The following is a 20,408-nucleotide window of genomic DNA, read 5'->3' as shown; positions in this document are numbered from 1 at the left end:
TAATTATTTACGCTGTTCTACTTATTTCTGGATTGTTTCATAAATAATTGTTTGTGTTTCTGACGTGCTTGTTTTTGCTTCTGCACGCGTTGGCGCAGCCTCTCCAAAAGAGAATCGCGCATCGGTTCCAAAATAGATTTCTCTTCTGGTTTTTGACTTAAATATTCTGCTAAGGAATAAATAGTTGGATTTTGAAACATTGTTACTACTGGTATATCTCGCTGCAAAATAACACGCAGCTTGTTATTGACTTGCAGCATTAGTAGTGAATGTCCACCAAGGTCAAAGAAATTATCATGAATACCTACTTTATCTAGATGCAGTACTTCTTGCCAAAACTTTGCTATCTGCTGTTCCATTTCAGACTGAGGAGGCTGAAAAGATGCTGTTAACTCTGGACGTAGATTTTCAGGTAGAGGTAAACTACGACGATCTACTTTGCCATTAGGTGTCAAAGGTAAAGCATCTAAAATGACAAAGGCAGAAGGAAGCATGTATTCGGGTAGATTTTCTTTGAGAAACCCTCGTAGTTCATTTACAGAAGGCGTCGCATTCTCATGAGTAACTAGATATGCAACTAGACGACGGTCATTTGGTATATCTTCCCTAGCTATTACTATCGTTTCTTGTACTTGTGGATGTTGCTCTAATAAAGCTTCAATTTCTCCGAGTTCAATACGGAAACCGCGAATTTTTACTTGATTGTCAATTCTACCCAAAAATTCAATCTTGCCGTCTGCTAGGTAACGCGTTAAATCTCCGGTTTTATAGAGGCGTTTTCCTGATTCAAAAGGACTAGGAATAAACTTTTCTCCAGTTAACTCAGGTCTATTCCAATAACCCCGCGCTAGCCCAACACCGCCAATATGCAATTCACCTGGAACTCCTACAGGAACTAATTGTTGATCTGGATTTAATATGTAGAATTGGGTGTTGGCGATCGGATGACCAATAAAGCTAACACCCTGTTGTTGCTCTTGATAGCTTACTATTTGGACTGCCGACCAAATAGTAGTTTCTGTGGGGCCATATAAGTTCCATACCTGTTGACCTCGTTCTAGCAACTGATGGGCAAGTGAAGAGTCGAGAGCTTCACCACCACAAAGAATTTTCATGGTATTCTTGCTCTTCCATCCAGCAGCTAGCAACATTCTCCAAGTAGCAGGGGTAGCTTGCATCACTGTTACATCATTGGAGATTAACTGTTTTAATAACTGAGTGCCATCGGTAGTCATCTCTCGATTGACTAATACTAAACGAGCGCCAACAATTAGCGGCAGGTATAATTCTAGGGCTGCAATATCAAACGATAACGTCGTGACAGATAGGAAAATATCTTCCTTAGTTAGTCCTGGAGTTTGACGCATGGTACTTAGGAAGTTAACCACAGCGCTGTGAGGAATTTGTACTCCTTTGGGTTTTCCCGTAGAACCAGATGTATAAATTACATAGGCTAAATTTTCTGGGTTCGCATTACTGACTATATTTTCTCGGCTGTAATCAGTAAATGCTGGACTATCGGTATCAATACATACTAGTTTTGCGGAATGTGGTGGTAGATCATCAACTAAATCAGCATGTGCTAGCAATACTGACACCTGAGAATCTGCCAAGGTAAAAGCCAAGCGTTCTTTAGGATAAGCTGGATCTAAGGGCATATAAGCGCCCCCCGCCTTCATAATGGCAAGTAATCCTACTACCATTTCAAGAGAACGCTCTACACAGATACCAACCAATACTTCTGGTTTGACTCCGATCTGTTGCAAATAATGTGCTAGTTGATTTGCTCTGGCGTTGAGTTCGCGATAGGTTAATTGCTGATTTGGAAACACCACTGCAATCGCATCTGGTGTTTTCTCTACCTGGGCTTCAAATAACTCATGAATGCACTTATCTTGAGGATAATCTGTCTTGGTATTGTTCCACTCTACTAGTAGTTGTTGTAGTTCAGATGATGTAAGTAATTGTAAATCTGAGATGCGTTGTTGAGAATTCCTAACTATGCTTTCTAGTAAATTCTGAAAATGTCCCAGCATCCGGTTAATAGTATTTGCATTAAATAAGTCCGTGTTGTATTCGCAAGTAGCAATTAATCCTTGCTCGGAGTCCTCCATAAACAAGGTTAAATCAAACTTAGATGTGCCGTTGTACACTTCCTCATAAGTAACTGATATATCCGATAGATTGAGATTGGGTTTTGGCACATTTTGCAGAACGAACATCACCTGAAAAAGTGGGTTATAGCTCAAATCTCTGCTTGGGTGTAGTTCTTCTACTAACTTTTCAAAAGGTAAGTCTTGATGAACATAAGCTTCTAAAGTAGTTGACTTCACCCGCGCTAACAACTCCTGAAAATTCAGGTCGTCAGAAAGGTTTGTACGCAACACTAAAACATTGACAAAAAATCCTATTAATGATTCGATTTCTGCTCTGTTACGATTGGCAATTGGTGAACCGACTAAAATATCAGTCTGACCTGTATAGCGATACAGCAAGATTTTGAAGGCTGTAAGCAAGGTCATAAATAGAGTTACTCCCTGCTGACGACTCAATTTCTTGAGTTCTTTTGTCAAGTTTGGAGAAAGAACTGATTTCGCTTGAGCGCCTTTGAAGGTTTGAACTGACGATCGCGGACGATCAGTTGGTAAATTCAGTACAGGAAGTTCACCACTCAACTTTTGTTTCCAATAGGTCAATAACGGTTGAATGCGATCGCTCTCGCAATTCAACCATTGTTGCTGCCAATTGACAAAATCTCTATACTGAATAGGTAATTCCCCAAGTGGTGAAAGTTCACCACCGGAAAATGCTTGATAAAGCGCAGTTAGTTCTTTGATGAAAACACCGATAGACCAACCATCTGCAATTATATGATGAAAACTCACAATTAAATGATAATTTTTATCATTTAATTGTAAAATTTTAGCACGTAGAAGTGATTGAGCAGATAAATCAAAGGGCTGCTGTGCTAATTCCCTAGCCAAATCTTGTGCTGTGCTATTGCGTTCATTTTCTGATAGTGAGCGTAAGTCTTGAACCGCCAAAGTTAAGGATACAGCTTGATTGATGACTTGGACAGGTTGTCCATCTACCACTGTAAAGCTTGTGCGTAATACTTCGTGTCGTCTAATAATTTCGTTCAGACTATCTTCTAAGACAGCTAGGTTAACACAACCTTTGAAGTTAATAACTATAGGAATATTGTATGTAGGAGTATCGGGATTTAGCTGGTTGATAAACCATAATCCCTGCTGGTCAAAAGATAGAGGATGAATAGATGTATATGTATTTTGTTGTTGAGTATGTTGAGTCAGAGATAGTAACGGTAGTCCATCTGTCGTCATTTGAGTAAGGATTTTAGTGACGAGCGATCGCGTACTCATCCCTGCAAAAAAGTCTGCTACCGATACTTCTACTTCCAAATCAACTTCAATCCGGTTTTTCAACTCAAATACTTTTAAAGAGTCAAGTCCGAGAGTGCTTAATGGTTCTTGAGGATTAATATCATCTCCTCTAATTGCAAGTACTCCTGCCAAGAGTTCAATTAGATATGATTCTAAAAGTGGTTGACATTCCCTGGGGGAAAGTGCCAAAAGTTCCGAACGCTGTAGTTGAGTTTCTTTTCTCGCAATATTACTAATTTTGAGAATGTTACTTGCAACTACATTGAGTTCACCTTTCTCAAACTGAGTCCGAGTAGCATGTCTTTGAATCTTACCACTAGAAGTTTTGGGAATACTACCTGGTTTAATCAAGACTACAGCATAAACTTGTATCTCATGCTCTTCAGTAACTGCTTGGCGAATAGCAGAGATGACTTCTTCTAAATTTGGCTTGGCGCGAAACTCTAATTCTTGTACAACTACTAACCGTTCTTCATGATTAACTTCGACTGTAAATGCTGCACCAGCACCAGAACGCAATGATGGATGACTGCGTTCTGCGGTTGATTCTATATCTTGCGGGTAAAGATTTCGACCACGAGAAATAATTAAATCTTTGGCTCTTCCTGTAATGAAAAGCTCGCCATTCTGCAAAAATCCTAAATCTCCCGTCCGCAAGAATGGCCCGTTACCTGTGTCTGATAGATAAGCGTGGAAGGTTTCTTTTGTCTGTTGAGGACGATTCCAATAACCTTGACCAACACTCGGCCCAGATACCCAGATTTCTCCAATTTCATCTACTTTACAACTACTGAGTGTTTCTGAATTGGCAATGACTACCTCTTGTTCTGGTATAACTCGACCACAGCTGACAAAATGATAAGCATCTTCATCTTGAGCAGATGATTCCACTACGCGATGGGATTCTAATGCAGATTTTGCGACTCTTTTGATAGTTGGTACTGTCAGCTTCTCCACACCAGAAACCATTAGAGTTGTTTCAGCCATTCCGTAACAAGGGTAGAAGGCTTGTTTACGAAAACCACACTCAGCAAAAGCTTCTGCAAACCGTTCTAAAGTATCATACCGAATCGGTTCAGCACCGTTAAATGCCACACTCCAACTACTCAAATCAAGAGTTTGTTTTTGTTCAGGAGTAATTTTTTGAGTACATAATTCATAGGCAAAATTAGGGGCGCCACTCGTTGTACCTTTATATTGGGAAATAGCTTGCAACCAACGATAAGGACGTTGAAGAAAGGAAGCTGGAGGCATTAAGATGCAGGGGAAACCTCCATACAAAGGTTGCAATATTCCGCCAATCAGACCCATATCATGGTAAGTTGGCAACCATGAGACAAACTTACTCTCGGTTGAATGCTCCATGAATTGGTAAGTCGTAGCAGCATTATGTATTAAATTTCCATGACTAATCATTACACCCTTGGGTGTGCCTGTAGAACCAGAGGTATATTGCAGAAAAGCTAAGGTATTTTGATCAATAGAGGGTTCTTGCCAAGTATCTTCTATTCCTAGAGCAAGATTATCAGTAGTTAACCATTGCAAAGATTCTACGTCAGTCTTTTGTGTCATTAAAGACCGCACTGTAAATATAATTTCTGTTGTTGTCAGAGCGATCGCTGCTTGTGCATCTGTGGAAATTGCTTTGATTCTTGGTGTATTGCGTTCATTTCGAGGTGGATATGCAGTTACCGCTACGACTCCCGCGTATAAGCAACCAAAAAAAGCAACTAAAAAATCTAGTCCTGGGGGATAGAGTAGTAAAGCTCGTTCCCCAGTCAAACCCAATGCTTGTAACTGAGCAGCTACTCGACGCGATCGCCTATCTAATTCTTGATAGGTTAATGTTGCTTTTTCTATTTCCCCATCTAATAAAAAGGTAAAACTATCTCTATCTGGCTGCGTAGAGCTTCTGAGGCGCAGTAATTCGACGACTGTAGAAAAATCACCCAAATGATCAGAGATTTTCATTTCAACTCAACACCATGTACAAATTATTCTCTCATCAGACTCTCAATGAAACATTGATTTCAAAAATCCCATAAATATAAAATTTAATTTCTTTTTTGGGTTCGTAACCATCTTCATAAGCAAAATTTTTAGAATTACGCCAAAAATCTGGTTATTACTTTTATAAATAATTTATTAGCTGTACGTCCTGCTTTTGGCTCAGAATAAATATTCCGGACGTGTCTAACATAATAAGGTGTTATTCCTAGTCAAACCTAATTTTTGTAATTGAGCAGCTATTTAACGCGATCGCTTATCTAATTCTTGAGCAGAATTCAGGAGTCAGAAGTAAGCAAGAATTTTTATCTGGGTTGTAGACCAAAATACTGAACCTCACTAACTTGCAATCCATCGTAATTAGTTCAGCCAAACATTTAGATTGTCCAAACGCTGATATATAGTGATTTCTTTGGATAAATTCTGAGTTAATGCAAGTAATTTTTATTTATCTTTGATTACACTAACGAGAATAAGTAGCTTTAGCAAGAGAAAATTTATAGATATTAATTATCAATAATTTTTTTGGCATCAGTTTTAGTTATTAAAATTATTGATATTTTTTGTATTTGTAGAGACGCGAAATTACCTCTACGCCAAGCAAGTTACGCGCTTCTACGTCCGTTGGGATAACGAAAAATCTTTAATGAGGGCTGATACCCCTGACCAGCTATATTCTTGAGAAGCCAGACATCTTGCAATTTTTTTCCACGTCACTGTGTCAATTCCCGCTTCCTATTCGTCAAGCAACTATCTGGGTTAAAAGTAATTATTACTTGGCATCCATAACTAAATAAAAAAGATTATTAATTATCTTGTGTATTGTGTCACTCCATAATATGATTCAAATAACTTAAACTAAATGACAATGATTTGCAAAATTCGTCATTATGTCTTCAAGTACAGGCCAGTAGTGTGATTGAGTGAAAGCGGATAAATGAAGTCAGATAGATTTTTTCAAAGCCTGCTGCTGACAGGTGTGGTTGTTGTTTTTATAAGCACTCCTGTTAAAGCTCAGGATGCAAGCGAGGATATTCAAGACCAGACGTCAGGGAAATCTACATTGGGTAAAGAATTTGTCATCACCAAATCTCCGAGATTAGCTTCCAATACTAGAAAAACCAGACTCCAAAAGTCTCAGATTGCAAGTTCACAGCAAAGAGCAAAGTCGGATAAAACAACTAAAAATATTCCTCAACTCAGAGAAATCCAACTTCCCGCTACTAACGCCCAAAGGTTAGTACAGTCACCAACACCAACTAACTCTCCTAACCCAGAACAAAGAAGTGGGGGTCAAGTCATACCAATTACCGGAGTGAAAGCAAATCCTACACAGGCAGGTATTGAGGTAATTTTAGAAACACCTGTTGGAGAACAATTACAAGTTACAAATCGCAGTACAGGTAATAATTTTATTGCAGATATATCTCGTGGGCAATTGCGCTTACCTTCCGGTGAGCCATTTGTATTTCGTTCAGAAAAACCACTTGCGGGTATTACTGAAATAACAGTTACAAATATCGATGCCAATACGGTGCGAGTGACAGTGGTAGGTGAAAACGCTTTGCCAGCCGTTGAATTATTTGACGATAATGTAGGGTTGGTTTTTGGTATAAATTCGGCTACAACAGCAACCCAGCCACCACAGCAACCTGAAACACCACAAGAGGAACCAACAGCACAACAGGAACAGGATGAGCCGATTGAATTAGTAGTGACGGGAGAGCAAGATGGGTATAGCGTCACAGATACTACTACCGGAACAAGAACCGATACACCTTTGCGTGACATTCCCCAATCGATTCAGGTGGTACCACAACAAGTGTTACGTGACCAGCAAATTACCCGCTTAGATGATGCTCTGAGAAATGTTGTTGGTGTAACTCAAGAATTTAACTCTGGACCATACGTCACCTACAGAATTCGTGGATTTGAAGCGTCAGGTAATAATTTGCTCAGAAATGGTCAAGTTGATGCAGGAGCTGGAGAATCAGTTGAACTTTCCAGTGTTGAACGAGTTGAAGTCCTCAAGGGACCCGCATCAGTGCTATTTGGTTTAGGTAATCCAGGCGGAAGCATCAACATAATAACTAAACGTCCCTTGAGTGAACCTTTTTATGGTATTGATGCAACTTTTGGTAGTAACAGTTTCTATCGAGGTGCGATTGATTTATCTGGGCCCTTAAATGATTTAAAAACAGTGTTGTATCGTCTCAACACAGCTTACAGAAATTCAGGTAGTTTTATCGATTTTTACAATAGCGAACATTTTAATATATCGCCTGTAATCAGTGTGGCAATTGGTGAGAGAACTAACCTGATCGTAGAGGGAGACTATATTGAAACCAGAGATTCTGGATTCACACCATTTGTACCCGTCATTGGCTCTGTATTAGATAACCCTAATGGTAAAATACCCCGTAATCGTAACGTTGGTGAACCTTCAGATGAAATAAATGCATCACTTAGCAGAATTGGATACCAACTAGAACATAAGTTTAATGACAACTGGTCGTTACGCAATGCTTTCTTGTTCAGTTTTCGTGATTACAGTGACAAAAGAACATTCCCTGGAAGATTGCAAGCAGATAATCGAACCCTGAATCGTTCCTACCGAGAATTCGACTTTCAAAGCACATCTTATAATTTGACTACGAATGTTGTTGGTAAATTTTCAACTGGTTCAATTGAGCATCAGCTATTATTTGGGATTGATTTGAATAGTTTTGAAAACAAAGTACCAAAATTTACTTCTACTACTGCTGCACCAATTGATATCTTTAATCCGATTTACCGTCAACCACGAGGTGTGCTTAGTCCAGAAATTAGTAATACAACTGTAACGAACTCATTGGGAATTTATATTCAAGACCAAATTTCGCTGACAGATAACTTAAAAGTGCTATTAGGTGGACGCTTTGATGCTTTTGATCAAAAATCTGAAGATTTCTCTGCTGACACAGAAAGCAATTTATCAGATAGTGCATTTAGTCCTCGTCTTGGGATTGTCTATCAACCTATCCCAGCTATTTCACTTTATGCTAGCTATATTAATTCATTTACTCCAGGAAGCGGTGTATTTCTTTTTGGCGGTGGTTTAGACAATTCTGTGGAACCAGAACGGGGTCGTCAGTATGAGGTTGGGATAAAAGCAGATTTAAATGACAGATTATCAGCAACCTTGGCGTTCTATGATTTAACTCGTACAAATGTTTTAACGGAAGATCCTGATAATCCAGGTTTTCAAATCCAAACGGGTGAGCAGAACAGCCAAGGTATTGAACTAAATCTTGCGGGTGAAATTTTGCCGGGATGGAATTTTATCGCAGGCTATGCTTATACTGATGCACGGATTACTAAAGATAATACTTATGATCCTGGAAATCAATTACCAAATACTCCATATCATTCTTTCAACCTATGGACAACCTATGAAATTCAAAAAGGTGATTTACAAGGTATAGGATTTGGTTTAGGCTTGTTTTTTGCAGGCGATCGCGCTGGAGATTTAGGAAATACTTACGATCTTCCTAGCTATCTTCGGACTGACGCAGCTATTTTCTATAATAGAGATACATTTAGATTTGCACTCAACTTCAAAAATCTGTTTGATGTCGAATATTTTGAAAATGGATCAAGTGCTACTCGCGTTAATTATGGACAGCCTTTCACGGTGCAAGGAACAGTATCTTGGAGGTTTTGACGCTTCGGATTAAATGAATTTCAGAGGGCAAATTATTCAAAGTTTGCCCTTTGGAATTAAGACATGGTCTACTATTTTGATTAATTTATCAAAGGAGAATAAAGTATTCTTAGAGTTAATCACGCTTTCAAGCTATTTTTATTCGGGATAGCGATTGTCATTTTATTTGGGGCTTGTCATGGTAGTTTTAATCCTGTTAACTTAAATCAATATAAGCAAATTTCCTCTACTTCCCAATCACCTGTCAGGACAAGAATTGTAAAACATTCTTTAGGTGAAACTGTCATTCCAGTTAAACCGCACCGAATTATTGCGCTAGATGATTCAGTGATTCTAGACCCATTATTAGCCCTTGGTATCAAACCAATCGGTGCAACATCATATTGGCAACATAAGGGTATTAAATTCCGTGGATTGTCTGCTGAACAATCTCAAGGTATAGAGTTAGTTGGCTCAGTAACTCAGCCTTCTTTAGAAAAAATTCTTATGCTGAAACCTGATTTAATCCTAGCACGAGAAGGAAATAATACGCTTTATAATTTACTTTCTAAAATTGCACCAACAGTGATAATTGATAGAAGTAAATTTGAGACTTCTTTTAAGGATAATCTTCAGTTTATTGCTCAAGTTTTAGGTGAGGAAGAAAAAGCTAAACAAGTTTTAGATCAATATCAAAAAAGAATTATCGAATTACAGAAACAGATAGAACAGCAGTTAAAAAAAATCAAAGTATCTGTTATTGGTTATAACTACTCTGGTAAAGATTTATTTTTTGTGTCTAATCTGAATGTAGTTTATAACCAAGTTCTTACTGATATTGGTATTCGTCGCTTGCCTATAATCGAGAACCAAAAAAATTATAGTGTGACATTAAGTATTGAAGCATTAAAGAAATATGATACTGATATCATATTTGTTATCAACTATGCAAAAACACCTCTTTCACACTATTTGCAACATCCTCTTTGGTCTTCACTAAAAGCTGTCAAGAATAAACGAGTTTATGAGGTGAAACCAGATGTATGGGCTAGCTTTGGTCCTTTGGGAGTAAACAAGATACTTGATGACTTATTTAAATACCTCATCAACACACCCTAAATCATGACTAAATATATCCTATCCCTCTGATGCAGTAATTGATGATTTATTCAAATACCTCGTCAATACTCCCTAAATTTATGTCAAAACATACGCTTTTCGTCTGCAAATCCTGTCACCGTTCATCTCAAAGACGACCAAAAAAATTACCTTTCGATGGCGATATTTTAATTGACCAACTAAATAATTTGCGTGCTGAAAAATTTCCCTCTGAGGAATTTGAAATTCAGCCTGTTGAGTGTTTATGGGCTTGCAAACAAGGCTGTGTTGTAGCTGTATCGAGCCACGATAAACCTACCTATCTATTTGTTAATCTTTCTCCAGACAAAAGTGCGTCAGCATTAATGGAATTTATGCAAATGTATATCAAAAGTTGTCAAGGAGCTTTCACTTGGGAACAGCTTCCTAAACTTTTAAAGTCTGCTATTTTCACGCAAATTCCACCGATAAAATCATAGTATGAATCTAAATGGAGACGCGATATATCGCGTCTCTACAAGGGTTAAATTTTATTTCACCCCTGATTGTACCCGCCATAAATTACTATAAATTCCATTCTTCTCCAACAATTTCTCATGAGTCCCCGACTCAACCAATTTTCCATATTCCATTACATAAATGCAATCAGCATTACGGATAGTAGAAAGACGGTGAGCGATCGCGATCGTTGTTCGATTAACTGTAATCCGTTCTAGAGAACGTTGAATAGCAGCTTCCGTTTCATTATCCACTGCCGATGTGGCTTCATCTAAAACTAATATCGGCGGATTTTTGAGAACAGCTCTGGCGAGCGCAATTCTTTGGCGTTGTCCACCAGATAATTTTTGTCCGCGCTCGCCAACTATTGTCTCATAACCTTGGGGTAGCTGCATAATAAAATCATGGGCTTCCGCAATTTTCGCAGCTACAATTATTCGTTCATCCGTAGCATCAAAAGTTCCATAGGCGATATTTTCAGCAACAGTACCATGAAATAAGAATACATCCTGACTGACTAAGCCGATACTGCGACGCAAATCACCTAAATTTAATTCCTGGATATCAATACCATCAATAATAATTCTTCCTGAAGAGATATCATAAAATCGCAATAATAATTTCACTAAAGTACTTTTACCGGAACCTGTAGAACCAACAATTGCAGTAGTTTTCCCTGCGGGGATATGTAAGGATAAATTTTTAATTACTGGCTCTCTATCGTGATAAGCAAAAGTGACTTGTTGGAAGTCAATTTCTCCACGTACTTGCTCAACAGGTAAATCTTTATATCCTGAAATAATATTAATGGGAGCATCTAATAAATCCATGATGCGATTGGTAGAAGCCATTGATCTTTGATATTTATCAAATATTTCTCCTAATGTTACTAATGGCCACAACAATCTCTGTACTAAAACGAGTAAAACACTGAAGCTACCAATAGATAACTTACCAGCATAGGTCGCCATACCTCCCCAAAATAGTAAGGCTGTAAAGCCTACTAAAATTAACATTCTGATTAAAGGATTAAATGCGGCAGAAAGTCTAATTGCTTTAGTATTACTTTTTCTATATGCTTCGCTTTCTCCGGCAAATCTAGCGCTTTCATAAGCTTCAGCAGTGAAACTTTTAATTGTATTAATACCACTGAGGTTATTAGCCAATCTTGAGTTGAGAAAACCTACCCTTTCTCGCACTTCTGCATAACGATCTTCCAGCAGCTTTTGATAAGTAAAAGAACCCCAAAGAATCAACGGCATTGGTAATAATGTCGCCAAGGTAATCGCCGGAGGTAAAATCCAAAAAGCACCACAAGTTAAAATAATCACTGAGGTGGTAATTTGGATAATTTCATTAGCAACAAAATTTAAGAAATCTTCCAATCGGTTGATATCATCATTCAAAATCGACATCAAACTGCCAGTACTACTTTCTTCAAAGTAAGCAGAATCTAATTCTTGTACATGATTGTAGGTATTTAAGCGTAAATCATGCTGGATATTTTGAGCTAAATTACGCCAAAGAGTACTATATGCGTACTCGGAAGCAGATTCTAGTATCCAAATAATAATAGTGACAACTGAAAGCAGTAAAAATTGCCAAAATATATCTTTTATACCCAACTGAGCAATTACAGAATCTTGCTGCTTGACTAAAATATCCACCGCCACACCAATTAACCAAGGTGGTGCTAAATCTAAAATCGTATTAATGATAGAAAATAATGTGGCTTGCCAAATTTGTTGGCGATATTGACTTCCATAGTTTAACAAGCGTTGTAAAGGATAGGCTGAATTCTGACGCTGATTAGAAACTTTAAGAGATTTCTTTGATGTTATTGCCACGACTGTTTATTGTTTGTAGTTACGTGATTGATACGCTACTTAAAACGCACTCTACAAGATAGTTAAAGTGTTGCAAAAAAGTTTATTGAGTATTATGTACATGTCGGAATTCATAACTTACTCTTTTCTAGAGTAGCAGCTTCTACTGACAAATGATAGTAATTCTCAAAAATCAGAAAATAAACGATAATAAATTAGGGCTTACGCAAAAATTCTCGGAAACTCTTATCCCCATCCTTCGTGTCTACGTTTTTCCTTGACCTGTGCGTGAGTCTCTCACTATTAAATATTCCATCATTAAATTAGTGAAACATCAAATTTTCCACAATATTCCGCGTAATGTCTGGATTTTGGGCTTTGTTAGTCTGTTGACAGATATTAGCACTAAGATGATTGATTCAATCTTGCCCCTATTTCTTGTTTCCACTCTCGGAGCAGACTTATTTACTGTTGGCTTGATTGAAGGAATTGCAGAATCAACGGCTTCTGTATTAAAAGTATTTTCTGGAATATTAAGCGATTATTTTGGACAACGCAAGCAACTTGCTGTGATTGGGTATGGTTTATCGACCTTGGTAAAACCTTTATTCGCTATAGCTAGCAGTCCCGTTTGGGTTCTGATGGCGCGTTTTGGAGATAGAGTTGGCAAGGGTATTCGCGTTGCTCCTCGTGATGCATTGGTCGCAGATGTTACCAATAAAGCTAATCTGGGAGCAGCTTACGGTTTGCGTCAGTCCCTTGATACTATTGGTGCATTTACAGGACCAATTGTTACATTTGTTTTGATATCTCTGTTTGGGCAAAACTTTCAGTTAGTTTTTTGGGTGGCACTTATACCAGGTATTTTTGCTGTAGTTTTATTGGCTATTTTTATACAGGAACCAAAGACAAAATTTGAACAAACACAGAAAAATCTTCTAAATAGAAATAGTCTCAAGAGTTTGGGTAAAGAATACTGGATGTTAGTTGCAGTTGCTTTAGTGTTTAATTTGGGTAACTCCAGCGATGCTTTTTTATTGCTGCAAGCACAGCAAATAGGAGTATCAACTGCTTTCATACCTTTAACAATAGTTGTAATGAATATTACCTATTTTTTGAGTGCATATCCGGCTGGATTACTATCAGATAGAATTGGTCGATTAAGGCTGTTAGTGAGTGGTTTTTTACTGTATGCTTTGGCATATTTGGGTTTTGCGTTTACTTCTGTTTCGTGGCAAATATGGGTATTGTTTATGCTGTATGGATTGTATCAGGGAATGACCAAGGGCATATTGTCGGCCATGGTTGCAGAAACAGTCCCTACAAATTTGCGGGGAACTGCTTTTGGGTTTATTAACTTGGCTATTGGTGTAGCGCTTTTAATTGCGAGTATTTTAGCGGGCAGTTTGTGGGAATTACTCAGTCCAAAAGCTACTTTTATTACTGGAAGTATTTTTGCAATTTTAGCAACAGGATTATTATTAGTAAATAAAAGGCGATAATTCTACCCTACAGGAGAAGCAAGCTCAACGGGTATGCGATCGCTCAAAATAAATTGTATAGATTTGATTGCTGTTCAACCTGAGATTTTAAGTTACACTGTATTCGACTGAAAGTTAATAAGTCGCAACTTGGGTTAAAATGTATAGAAATTTGGCTTTATCCACTAGGTTACTAGTATCACTAAAAGTAAAATTTAGATAACAGTTGCTAAACGTTTTAATAGAAAGTGGATACAGGATGAAGTGCGTTTACCGTAATGTTCCTCTAGATAAAGAGACCGAAATCTCATGGATTTTCGACGGAATTCGCTTGTCGCTCAACCTTTGTCGGCTACATCAGCCCGTACCATAAAGCTCCCGTATTTAGCTACTCTACGCCCCAGGCAGTGGACAAAAAACCTAGTAGTATTTGCAGCACCCTTGTTTGCATTTAGCATCAACCTCTCATCTCTATTGGGTAGCCTGCTGGCATTCTTAGTTTTTTGTTGTACATCTAGTAGTTTCTATCCGCTGAATGACATTGCGGATGTAAAATCTGACCGTCAGCATCCTGTGAAGTGTCAACGTCTCCTCAGTGATCCGGAGGAAATTGCCCGTCGTACTGACATCGGTGTTGAGCAAGGTGGACGCAGCGAACGACCAGAAGAAATTCTCTTGAAGGACTTGTCAATCCTGGTAACTGTCGGTGGTTGGGTTTTCACCTGTCTTGTTATTCTCTGGTTGAAACATCGAGGCTGGATCGAGTAAATCTTACGCCTGAAGAAATCAGCAATCAAGGTGTCTGTTGAGGATTTACAACTTTCAATCTAAAGATTTTTTTGTATGAATTCTTTGAGCCTCTTCCACGCACTTAAATCACCCTGTAAAAAAATGTCTGGTCTTGCTGCACTCAAGACACGCTATCGCCCATTTATCTGTCCCCTTGATTTGGTTCTTTCAGAGATTCCTGAAGGCGCAAGTCTTTATGATATTGGCTGTGGAACTGGAGCATTACTCTATCTTGCTTTAAAATTCCGGTCAGTCACAGTTGCTCATGGCTATGATATTTCGCGTCAAGCAGTGAAAGCTTCTAAAGCTTTTGAAATCGAACCTCAGAGATTTCAAGTATTCCACTTGCATCCAGAGGAAACTCCTCCGAACCTGTCTGGATATGACACAGTAACTATGATTGATGTTCTGCACCACATTCCTTTGGAACGGCAAAATGATTTTATCCGAAAAACCGTCGCCACTATGGATTCAGGAGCGAAGTTGATTATTAAAGACATAGAAGCATCGAAAATTCTCGGATCTTGTATGAATCAGCTTCATGACTTATTGCTAGCTAGAGAATGGGTTCACCAACGTCGGTCTAGAGATATTGTTCAGGTTTTGCAATCAACAGGAGCAATTGTTAGCCAACCGATTCTGTGTTGGACTCTTTGGTATCCACATTTTCAAATTGTGGCACTAGTTCCTTAAGGTGTGATGTTGCAGTATCCTAATTGGCATTTGTGCGATCGCTTTTGCCAGGATTCCCTAAAATAAGATGCAAATTTTGGTTTTTTCAAAGTTTATTTTGCAGAAAATTCCTACCAATAGTTTGGAATTTTTATCTGAAAAAATGGAACAAGGAGCGTTTGCATGAAAAGTATAATCAAATTTTGGCAGTCAATGGAGCCTAATCATAAGAAGTATTTCAGCGTCTTTCTATTTTTTTGGGCCTTATTCGCTCTCAGTAACAATGGATGGGATTCTTCAGAAGGTAGGTATGCTTATTTAGTTGCAGAACAAATTGTTAAACATGGACACTTAGGCTTTGATGTACAGCCTATACCGGGAGTTTTTGTAGCAGCACCAAATGGAAGAATATATGCTGCACACGAGATTGGAAATGCACTGTTCTTATTACCTACCGCATTTTTGAACTTTTTAATAGAAAATATTTTGTCAAATTTTATCAGTGACAAAAAATTGATAACTATAATTCAACAGTTTATAGTTTCCTTTCAAGGTGGAGTCTATTCTGCAATAACTGCAACTACTTTCTTTGGAATTTTGCGTGTGGGATTTTCTCTACAAGTTATTACAAGTTTTCTGGCAACTCTATGTTTAGCTTTAACTACCTATTTCTGGACTTACTCTAGAGAATTATACGATACTATATTATCTACAACATTGTTAACTCTATCTTTTTTGTTTTTATTGAACTATAAACAGAGTAACAAGTGGTGGCATTTAGTCACTAGTTTTATTTTATTAGGACTGGGTTTTATTACCAGAATTTCTATGATTTTAGCAATAGTGACTTCTTTCTTTTACCTGATTCTTATCACTAAATCAGTCACAAAGTTAACGAGAAGAATATCTATTGGATTATTTACACTCTTACCTTTTGTTTTGTGGCAGTTTTGGTATAACAATTTAAGAACAGGCATTTTTTATCTTTCTCCTGTTCAAACAGAAACATACATAAGTACCAATTCCTTAGATGGTAATCTAATTATAGGTTTAGGTGGACTTTTGTTAAGTCCTGGCAAAAGTATTTTTATTTATGCACCACTACTGATCTTATCAGTATTTCTATTTTATAAATTTTATAGAGAACACAAGAAAGAAGCTATGTATGTTTTAGTGATTACTGTACTCTGGTTCTTGCTACATGCAAGATTAAGGAATTGGTATGGTGCTTGGGGATGGGGGCCTCGTCACATAATTACTATTTTACCTATTATGTTTATTCCGTTTGCTATCAATATAGAATATGTCTTGAAAAATGCAAAATTGAAAATATATGGTACTTTTCTTGCTGGGTTTGGCTTTATTATTTCACTCTCTTCAATTATCTCAAATTGGTATTTTAGATTAAAATTAGCAGAAAAAAATGGAATGGCTAGTGATGATTTCTTTATTTGGAGTTTCTGGAATAGTCAAGCAATAGATATGCTAAAAGCTGCCATAGGAAATATATATCGGATTTTTACTCAATCACCACCGCTAGAAGTGGCGGGAACTCCTGCAATCAATAGCTATTGTAGTAATACTGTATATATTTGGGCTAATATGATGCTCTATTTTGGCATCCCTTGGTATGCCATAGTGTTTTTAGTTGCTCCTTTGCTGCTAATAATGTACCTATCGTTACGTTCCATTTTGAGTAGAAATATCGTATCCATTGATGTTAATTAACACAAATTTCCTTTCCCCTTGCGTCCTATCGGTACACACATGGGCGTTTCTACAACAGGATCACTCACAATACGACACTCCAACCCAAAAACCTCTTGAACCATTTCTTGAGTCATGACTAGTTTTGGTTCTCCAGCAGCAAAAATGCGACCATCTTTGACAGCAACTAAGTAATCAGCATAACGACACGCCTGATTTAAATCATGCAACACCATCACAATTGTTCGTCCTTGAGTTTGGTTTAACTCATACAACAAATCTAAAATTTCTATCTGGTGCGCCAAATCCAAAAAAGTAGTCGGCTCATCCAAAAGTAAAATATCTGTATCCTGTGCCAGCGCCATTGCAATCCAGGCTCGCTGTCGTTGTCCACCAGATAAAGTATCTAATGCTCTGTCTGCCAACTTCAACAAATTTGTAATCTCTAGCGCCTGCTGTACGATTTTTTCATCTTTGACTGACCATTGCTGTAACCAATTTTGATAAGGGTAACGTCCTTGTGCTACCAAATCTCGCACTGTTAACCCTTCCGGTGCTACCGGACCTTGTGGCAAAATACCCAACTGCTGTGCTACTTCTTTGGTGGAAAGATTAAAAATAGATGTTCCTTCAAGATATACAGTACCGCTACAAGGTTTAAGTAATCTTGCTAAACCCCGCAGTAAAGTTGATTTACCACAACCATTAGCACCAACTAAAGCACTAATTTGTCCGACGGGAATTGCCAAATTCAGCTCACGAATAATCGTCGCACCATCGTAAGCTAAAGATAGGCTTTTGGTTGACAGTCCTTTCATAGGTTACTTTTTACGATTACGAATTAATAAATACAGAAAATAAGGAGCGCCAACAGCAGCAGTTACCACTCCACAAGGAAGTTCAATAGGTGCAAACAATATTCTTCCTAAAAAATCTGCCATCACAACAATCCCTCCTCCCAAAAGCGCTGCGGTAGGAATCAATCCTTCATGGTTTGGGCCTATTAACTGTCTTCCTATATGGGGTGCGATTAAACCAACAAAACTAATATTTCCGGCGGTGGCGACTGATGCACCTGCTAAGGCTACACCTACTAGGACTAATAAACCACGTTGCCACTCTACCTGACTACCTAAACCTTTGGCGACATCATCTCCTAAATTTAAAGCGTTTAAATGTCTGGCTTGTGTCAAAGCCAGTGGTACAAAAATAATTAACCACGGTAATAAAGAAAATACTTGTTCACTTGTGCGCCCATAAACACTTCCAGCTAACCAAACCAAAGCAGCACTAACGTCGTAAATATTTCCAAAGGTAATCATCAAGTTGGTGAAAGCACTAGCGATCGCAGATAAACCAATTCCCATCAAAATTAATAAAATCGGCGAACTACCTTTATTCCAAGCCAACAAGTAAATTAAGACAGCCATCAACAAAGCACCTGCAAAGGCTGAAAGGGGCAAAGTGTAAATTGGTACTGATGGAAATAAAATAATCATTGTCACTGCTGCCAAATTTGCCCCAGCATTGATACCAATAATACCAGGGTCAGCCAATGGATTGCGTGTCAACCCTTGAAAAATAGTGCCAGAAATTGCCAGCGCCACTCCTACCATAAAAGCGACAAGGCTACGGGGTAGACGTAGGTTATGAATCACAAAAGCATGATCTGGGTTCCCTGTATCTATACCCAATACAGTTTTGACAATATCCAAAGGCGAAATTGGATATTCACCTCGCTCTAAATTCATCACCATTGCTAATGCGATCGCTACTGCCAAACATAGCAGTATTAGTGGTACACGTCGGTCGATACGGAAAGATATCGCCTGGGAACGGATGACTAGCCAATCAAAACTCATTTTTTCACCTTTGACTTAGCCAAGTACACGAAAAAGGGAGCGCCAAACAGTGCTGTCATGACACCTACAGGTAACTCCTGCGGTTTGACTAACACACGAGCGCCAATATCTGCAACCAGAACTAAAATTGCGCCCACAATTGCCGAGTAAGGCAAAATCCAACGATAATCGGCTTTAATGAAAAATCTCACAATGTGAGGAACGACTAAGCCAATAAAACCAATTGGCCCTGCAAGCGATACTGAACTTCCTGCTAGTAAAACAACACTGATCGCGGTGATTATTTTAATCCAAGCTGTCTGTTGACCTAAGCCTTTGGCGACATCTTCACCTAGACTCATGGTAGTAATCTGTCTACCAAGGGTAAAAGCAACTATTAGTCCAATAGCAACGAAAGGCAATGCTTGTAAGAGGATGTTAGTATCTCGACCTGCTAATGAACCTGCTAACCAAAATCTAATTTCTTCTAAAGTGCGTTGACTGACGATGAGAATAGCAGTAGTCAGAGAATAAATCAGAGCCGTGAGCGCTGCGCCTGCTACTGTCAGATTCAGTGGGGTAGCTCCTCCTCGTCCTAGAGAACCAAGAAAGTAAACTAACATTGCTGTGGCTCCTGCCCCCAAGAAAGCCACAATAGTTAAAATACTCAAAGACGAACTACCCAAAACAAAAACTGTTACAACTACAGCCAGTGCTGCTCCTGACTCAATTCCCAAAATTCCTGGATCTGCTAAAGGATTGCGTGTCAAACCTTGCATTAACGCTCCGGCTACTGCAAGGGCTGATCCCACAAGCATAGCAATAAGCGATCGCGGTAATCTGACACTCTGGATCACTAGATGTTCATAGGAACCATCAAAAGTGACAAAGGATTCCAAAATCTTACTTAGAGGAATATCCGCAGCACCTAGTGTGACACTGTACACCAAACAAATTAGTAAAAGTACTAGTCCTAGAACTAAACCTACCAAGGATGTGAGCGGGGGTGTCTTCCAGCCTCTAGGTAATGCTGTAGTTGTTTTTGTCATGCTGATACTGGTTATTTGTTTCTTTAATCGGCACTCTCAATATTGAACAGCTTTATAATGATCAAATTGATAATCTTTCTTGATAAATTTATATATAGATTACATTATTTTGGCGATCATGTAGCTACTTCCCGATTTTTAAACAGGAATCAAACATATCGTTCAAGCTTTGATATAGTTTCTCAATAAAGTGATATTGTTAGATTATTTTATGCCTTCTGTTGGTGGCAAATGCAAAGTTAGCTAACGAAAAGTAGTGTCCTGCATTTGCGTGCTATATCGGCGGGCGATCGCGCTCAGATATTCTTGCCCATTTTAGAAGAACGCAAAGTATTCTGAAGATTATCGGGAGAC

The 20,408-nt window shown here is 38.4% G+C and carries 12 protein-coding genes; 7 read left to right on the top strand and 5 right to left on the bottom strand.

Annotated features, from left to right (window positions below):
* Positions 1-17 precede the first annotated feature (17 nt).
* Positions 18-5,375 (bottom strand): amino acid adenylation domain-containing protein, encoded by a 5,358-nt coding sequence (locus ACE1AT_RS24255; RefSeq protein ID WP_374873050.1) that lies wholly within the window; start codon positions 5,373-5,375, stop codon positions 18-20.
* A 973-nt stretch (positions 5,376-6,348) separates the two neighbouring features.
* Between ACE1AT_RS24255 and ACE1AT_RS24250 the strand changes: the two genes are divergently transcribed.
* The 3 genes from ACE1AT_RS24250 (at position 6,349) to ACE1AT_RS24240 (ending at position 10,670) form a co-directional block, all read left to right on the top strand.
* The gene (locus ACE1AT_RS24250; RefSeq protein WP_374873048.1) at positions 6,349-9,114 is read left to right on the top strand and encodes a TonB-dependent siderophore receptor; all 2,766 of its coding nucleotides are present in this window, start codon (positions 6,349-6,351) and stop codon (positions 9,112-9,114) included.
* Between the two features lie 327 nt (positions 9,115-9,441).
* On the top strand, positions 9,442-10,212 hold the full coding sequence (locus ACE1AT_RS24245) for an iron-siderophore ABC transporter substrate-binding protein (RefSeq protein WP_374873046.1): 771 nt from the start codon (positions 9,442-9,444) through the stop codon (positions 10,210-10,212).
* A gap of 80 nt (positions 10,213-10,292) precedes the next feature.
* On the top strand, positions 10,293-10,670 hold the full coding sequence (locus tag ACE1AT_RS24240) for a DUF1636 family protein (protein ID WP_374873044.1): 378 nt from the start codon (positions 10,293-10,295) through the stop codon (positions 10,668-10,670).
* A gap of 51 nt (positions 10,671-10,721) precedes the next feature.
* Here the strand turns inward: ACE1AT_RS24240 and ACE1AT_RS24235 are convergent, their stop codons facing one another.
* Positions 10,722-12,536 (bottom strand): ABC transporter ATP-binding protein, encoded by a 1,815-nt coding sequence (locus ACE1AT_RS24235; protein ID WP_374873042.1) that lies wholly within the window; start codon positions 12,534-12,536, stop codon positions 10,722-10,724.
* 305 nt (positions 12,537-12,841) lie between these two features.
* On the opposite strand from ACE1AT_RS24235, the gene ACE1AT_RS24230 reads away from it, so the two are divergent.
* The 4 genes from ACE1AT_RS24230 (at position 12,842) to ACE1AT_RS24215 (ending at position 17,185) form a co-directional block, all read left to right on the top strand.
* Positions 12,842-14,017, top strand: coding sequence for an MFS transporter (locus tag ACE1AT_RS24230; RefSeq protein ID WP_374873040.1), 1,176 nt, complete (start codon positions 12,842-12,844; stop codon positions 14,015-14,017).
* Between the two features lie 288 nt (positions 14,018-14,305).
* On the top strand, positions 14,306-14,764 hold the full coding sequence (locus tag ACE1AT_RS24225) for a hypothetical protein (RefSeq protein WP_374873038.1): 459 nt from the start codon (positions 14,306-14,308) through the stop codon (positions 14,762-14,764).
* A gap of 123 nt (positions 14,765-14,887) precedes the next feature.
* Positions 14,888-15,478, top strand: coding sequence for a class I SAM-dependent methyltransferase (locus tag ACE1AT_RS24220; RefSeq protein ID WP_374873036.1), 591 nt, complete (start codon positions 14,888-14,890; stop codon positions 15,476-15,478).
* Between the two features lie 162 nt (positions 15,479-15,640).
* Positions 15,641-17,185, top strand: a complete 1,545-nt coding sequence (locus ACE1AT_RS24215; RefSeq protein WP_374873034.1) for a glycosyltransferase family 39 protein — start codon at positions 15,641-15,643, stop codon at positions 17,183-17,185.
* Here the strand turns inward: ACE1AT_RS24215 and ACE1AT_RS24210 are convergent.
* Genes ACE1AT_RS24210 through ACE1AT_RS24200 form a run of 3 tightly spaced genes read right to left on the bottom strand, consistent with a single transcriptional unit; the run spans position 17,182 to position 20,054 of the window.
* Positions 17,182-17,982 carry an ABC transporter ATP-binding protein gene (locus ACE1AT_RS24210; protein ID WP_374873032.1) on the bottom strand — a complete coding sequence of 267 codons (801 nt, stop codon included), beginning with the start codon at positions 17,980-17,982 and terminating at the stop codon, positions 17,182-17,184. The genes ACE1AT_RS24215 and ACE1AT_RS24210 overlap by 4 nt on opposite strands.
* 3 nt (positions 17,983-17,985) lie before the next feature.
* Complete coding sequence (locus ACE1AT_RS24205) at positions 17,986-19,026, bottom strand: FecCD family ABC transporter permease (RefSeq protein ID WP_374873030.1); 1,041 nt, start codon at positions 19,024-19,026, stop codon at positions 17,986-17,988.
* On the bottom strand, positions 19,023-20,054 hold the full coding sequence (locus ACE1AT_RS24200; RefSeq protein ID WP_374873028.1) for a FecCD family ABC transporter permease: 1,032 nt from the start codon (positions 20,052-20,054) through the stop codon (positions 19,023-19,025). Before ACE1AT_RS24200 ends, ACE1AT_RS24205 begins: the two co-directional genes overlap by 4 nt.
* Positions 20,055-20,408: the final 354 nt, after the last annotated feature.

Source organism: Pelatocladus sp. BLCC-F211 (genome assembly GCF_041928655.1).
In the GTDB taxonomy this organism is placed as follows: Bacteria; Cyanobacteriota; Cyanobacteriia; order Cyanobacteriales; family Nostocaceae; genus Pelatocladus.
The sequence above is the reverse complement of the archived record's forward strand: the minus strand, read 5'-3'. Positions and strand labels throughout refer to the sequence as shown.

Excerpts from the sequence above, each read along its gene's own strand:
- ACE1AT_RS24255 (WP_374873050.1), bottom strand. The coding sequence starts at position 5,375 with ATGAAAATCTCTGATCATTTGGGTGATTTTTCTACAGTCGTCGAATTA.
- ACE1AT_RS24250 (WP_374873048.1), top strand. The coding sequence starts at position 6,349 with ATGAAGTCAGATAGATTTTTTCAAAGCCTGCTGCTGACAGGTGTGGTT.
- ACE1AT_RS24240 (WP_374873044.1), top strand. The coding sequence starts at position 10,293 with ATGTCAAAACATACGCTTTTCGTCTGCAAATCCTGTCACCGTTCATCT.
- ACE1AT_RS24225 (WP_374873038.1), top strand. The coding sequence starts at position 14,306 with ATGGATTTTCGACGGAATTCGCTTGTCGCTCAACCTTTGTCGGCTACA.
- ACE1AT_RS24220 (WP_374873036.1), top strand. The coding sequence starts at position 14,888 with ATGTCTGGTCTTGCTGCACTCAAGACACGCTATCGCCCATTTATCTGT.
- ACE1AT_RS24215 (WP_374873034.1), top strand. The coding sequence starts at position 15,641 with ATGAAAAGTATAATCAAATTTTGGCAGTCAATGGAGCCTAATCATAAG.
- ACE1AT_RS24210 (WP_374873032.1), bottom strand. The coding sequence starts at position 17,982 with ATGAAAGGACTGTCAACCAAAAGCCTATCTTTAGCTTACGATGGTGCG.
- ACE1AT_RS24205 (WP_374873030.1), bottom strand. The coding sequence starts at position 19,026 with ATGAGTTTTGATTGGCTAGTCATCCGTTCCCAGGCGATATCTTTCCGT.
- ACE1AT_RS24200 (WP_374873028.1), bottom strand. The coding sequence starts at position 20,054 with ATGACAAAAACAACTACAGCATTACCTAGAGGCTGGAAGACACCCCCG.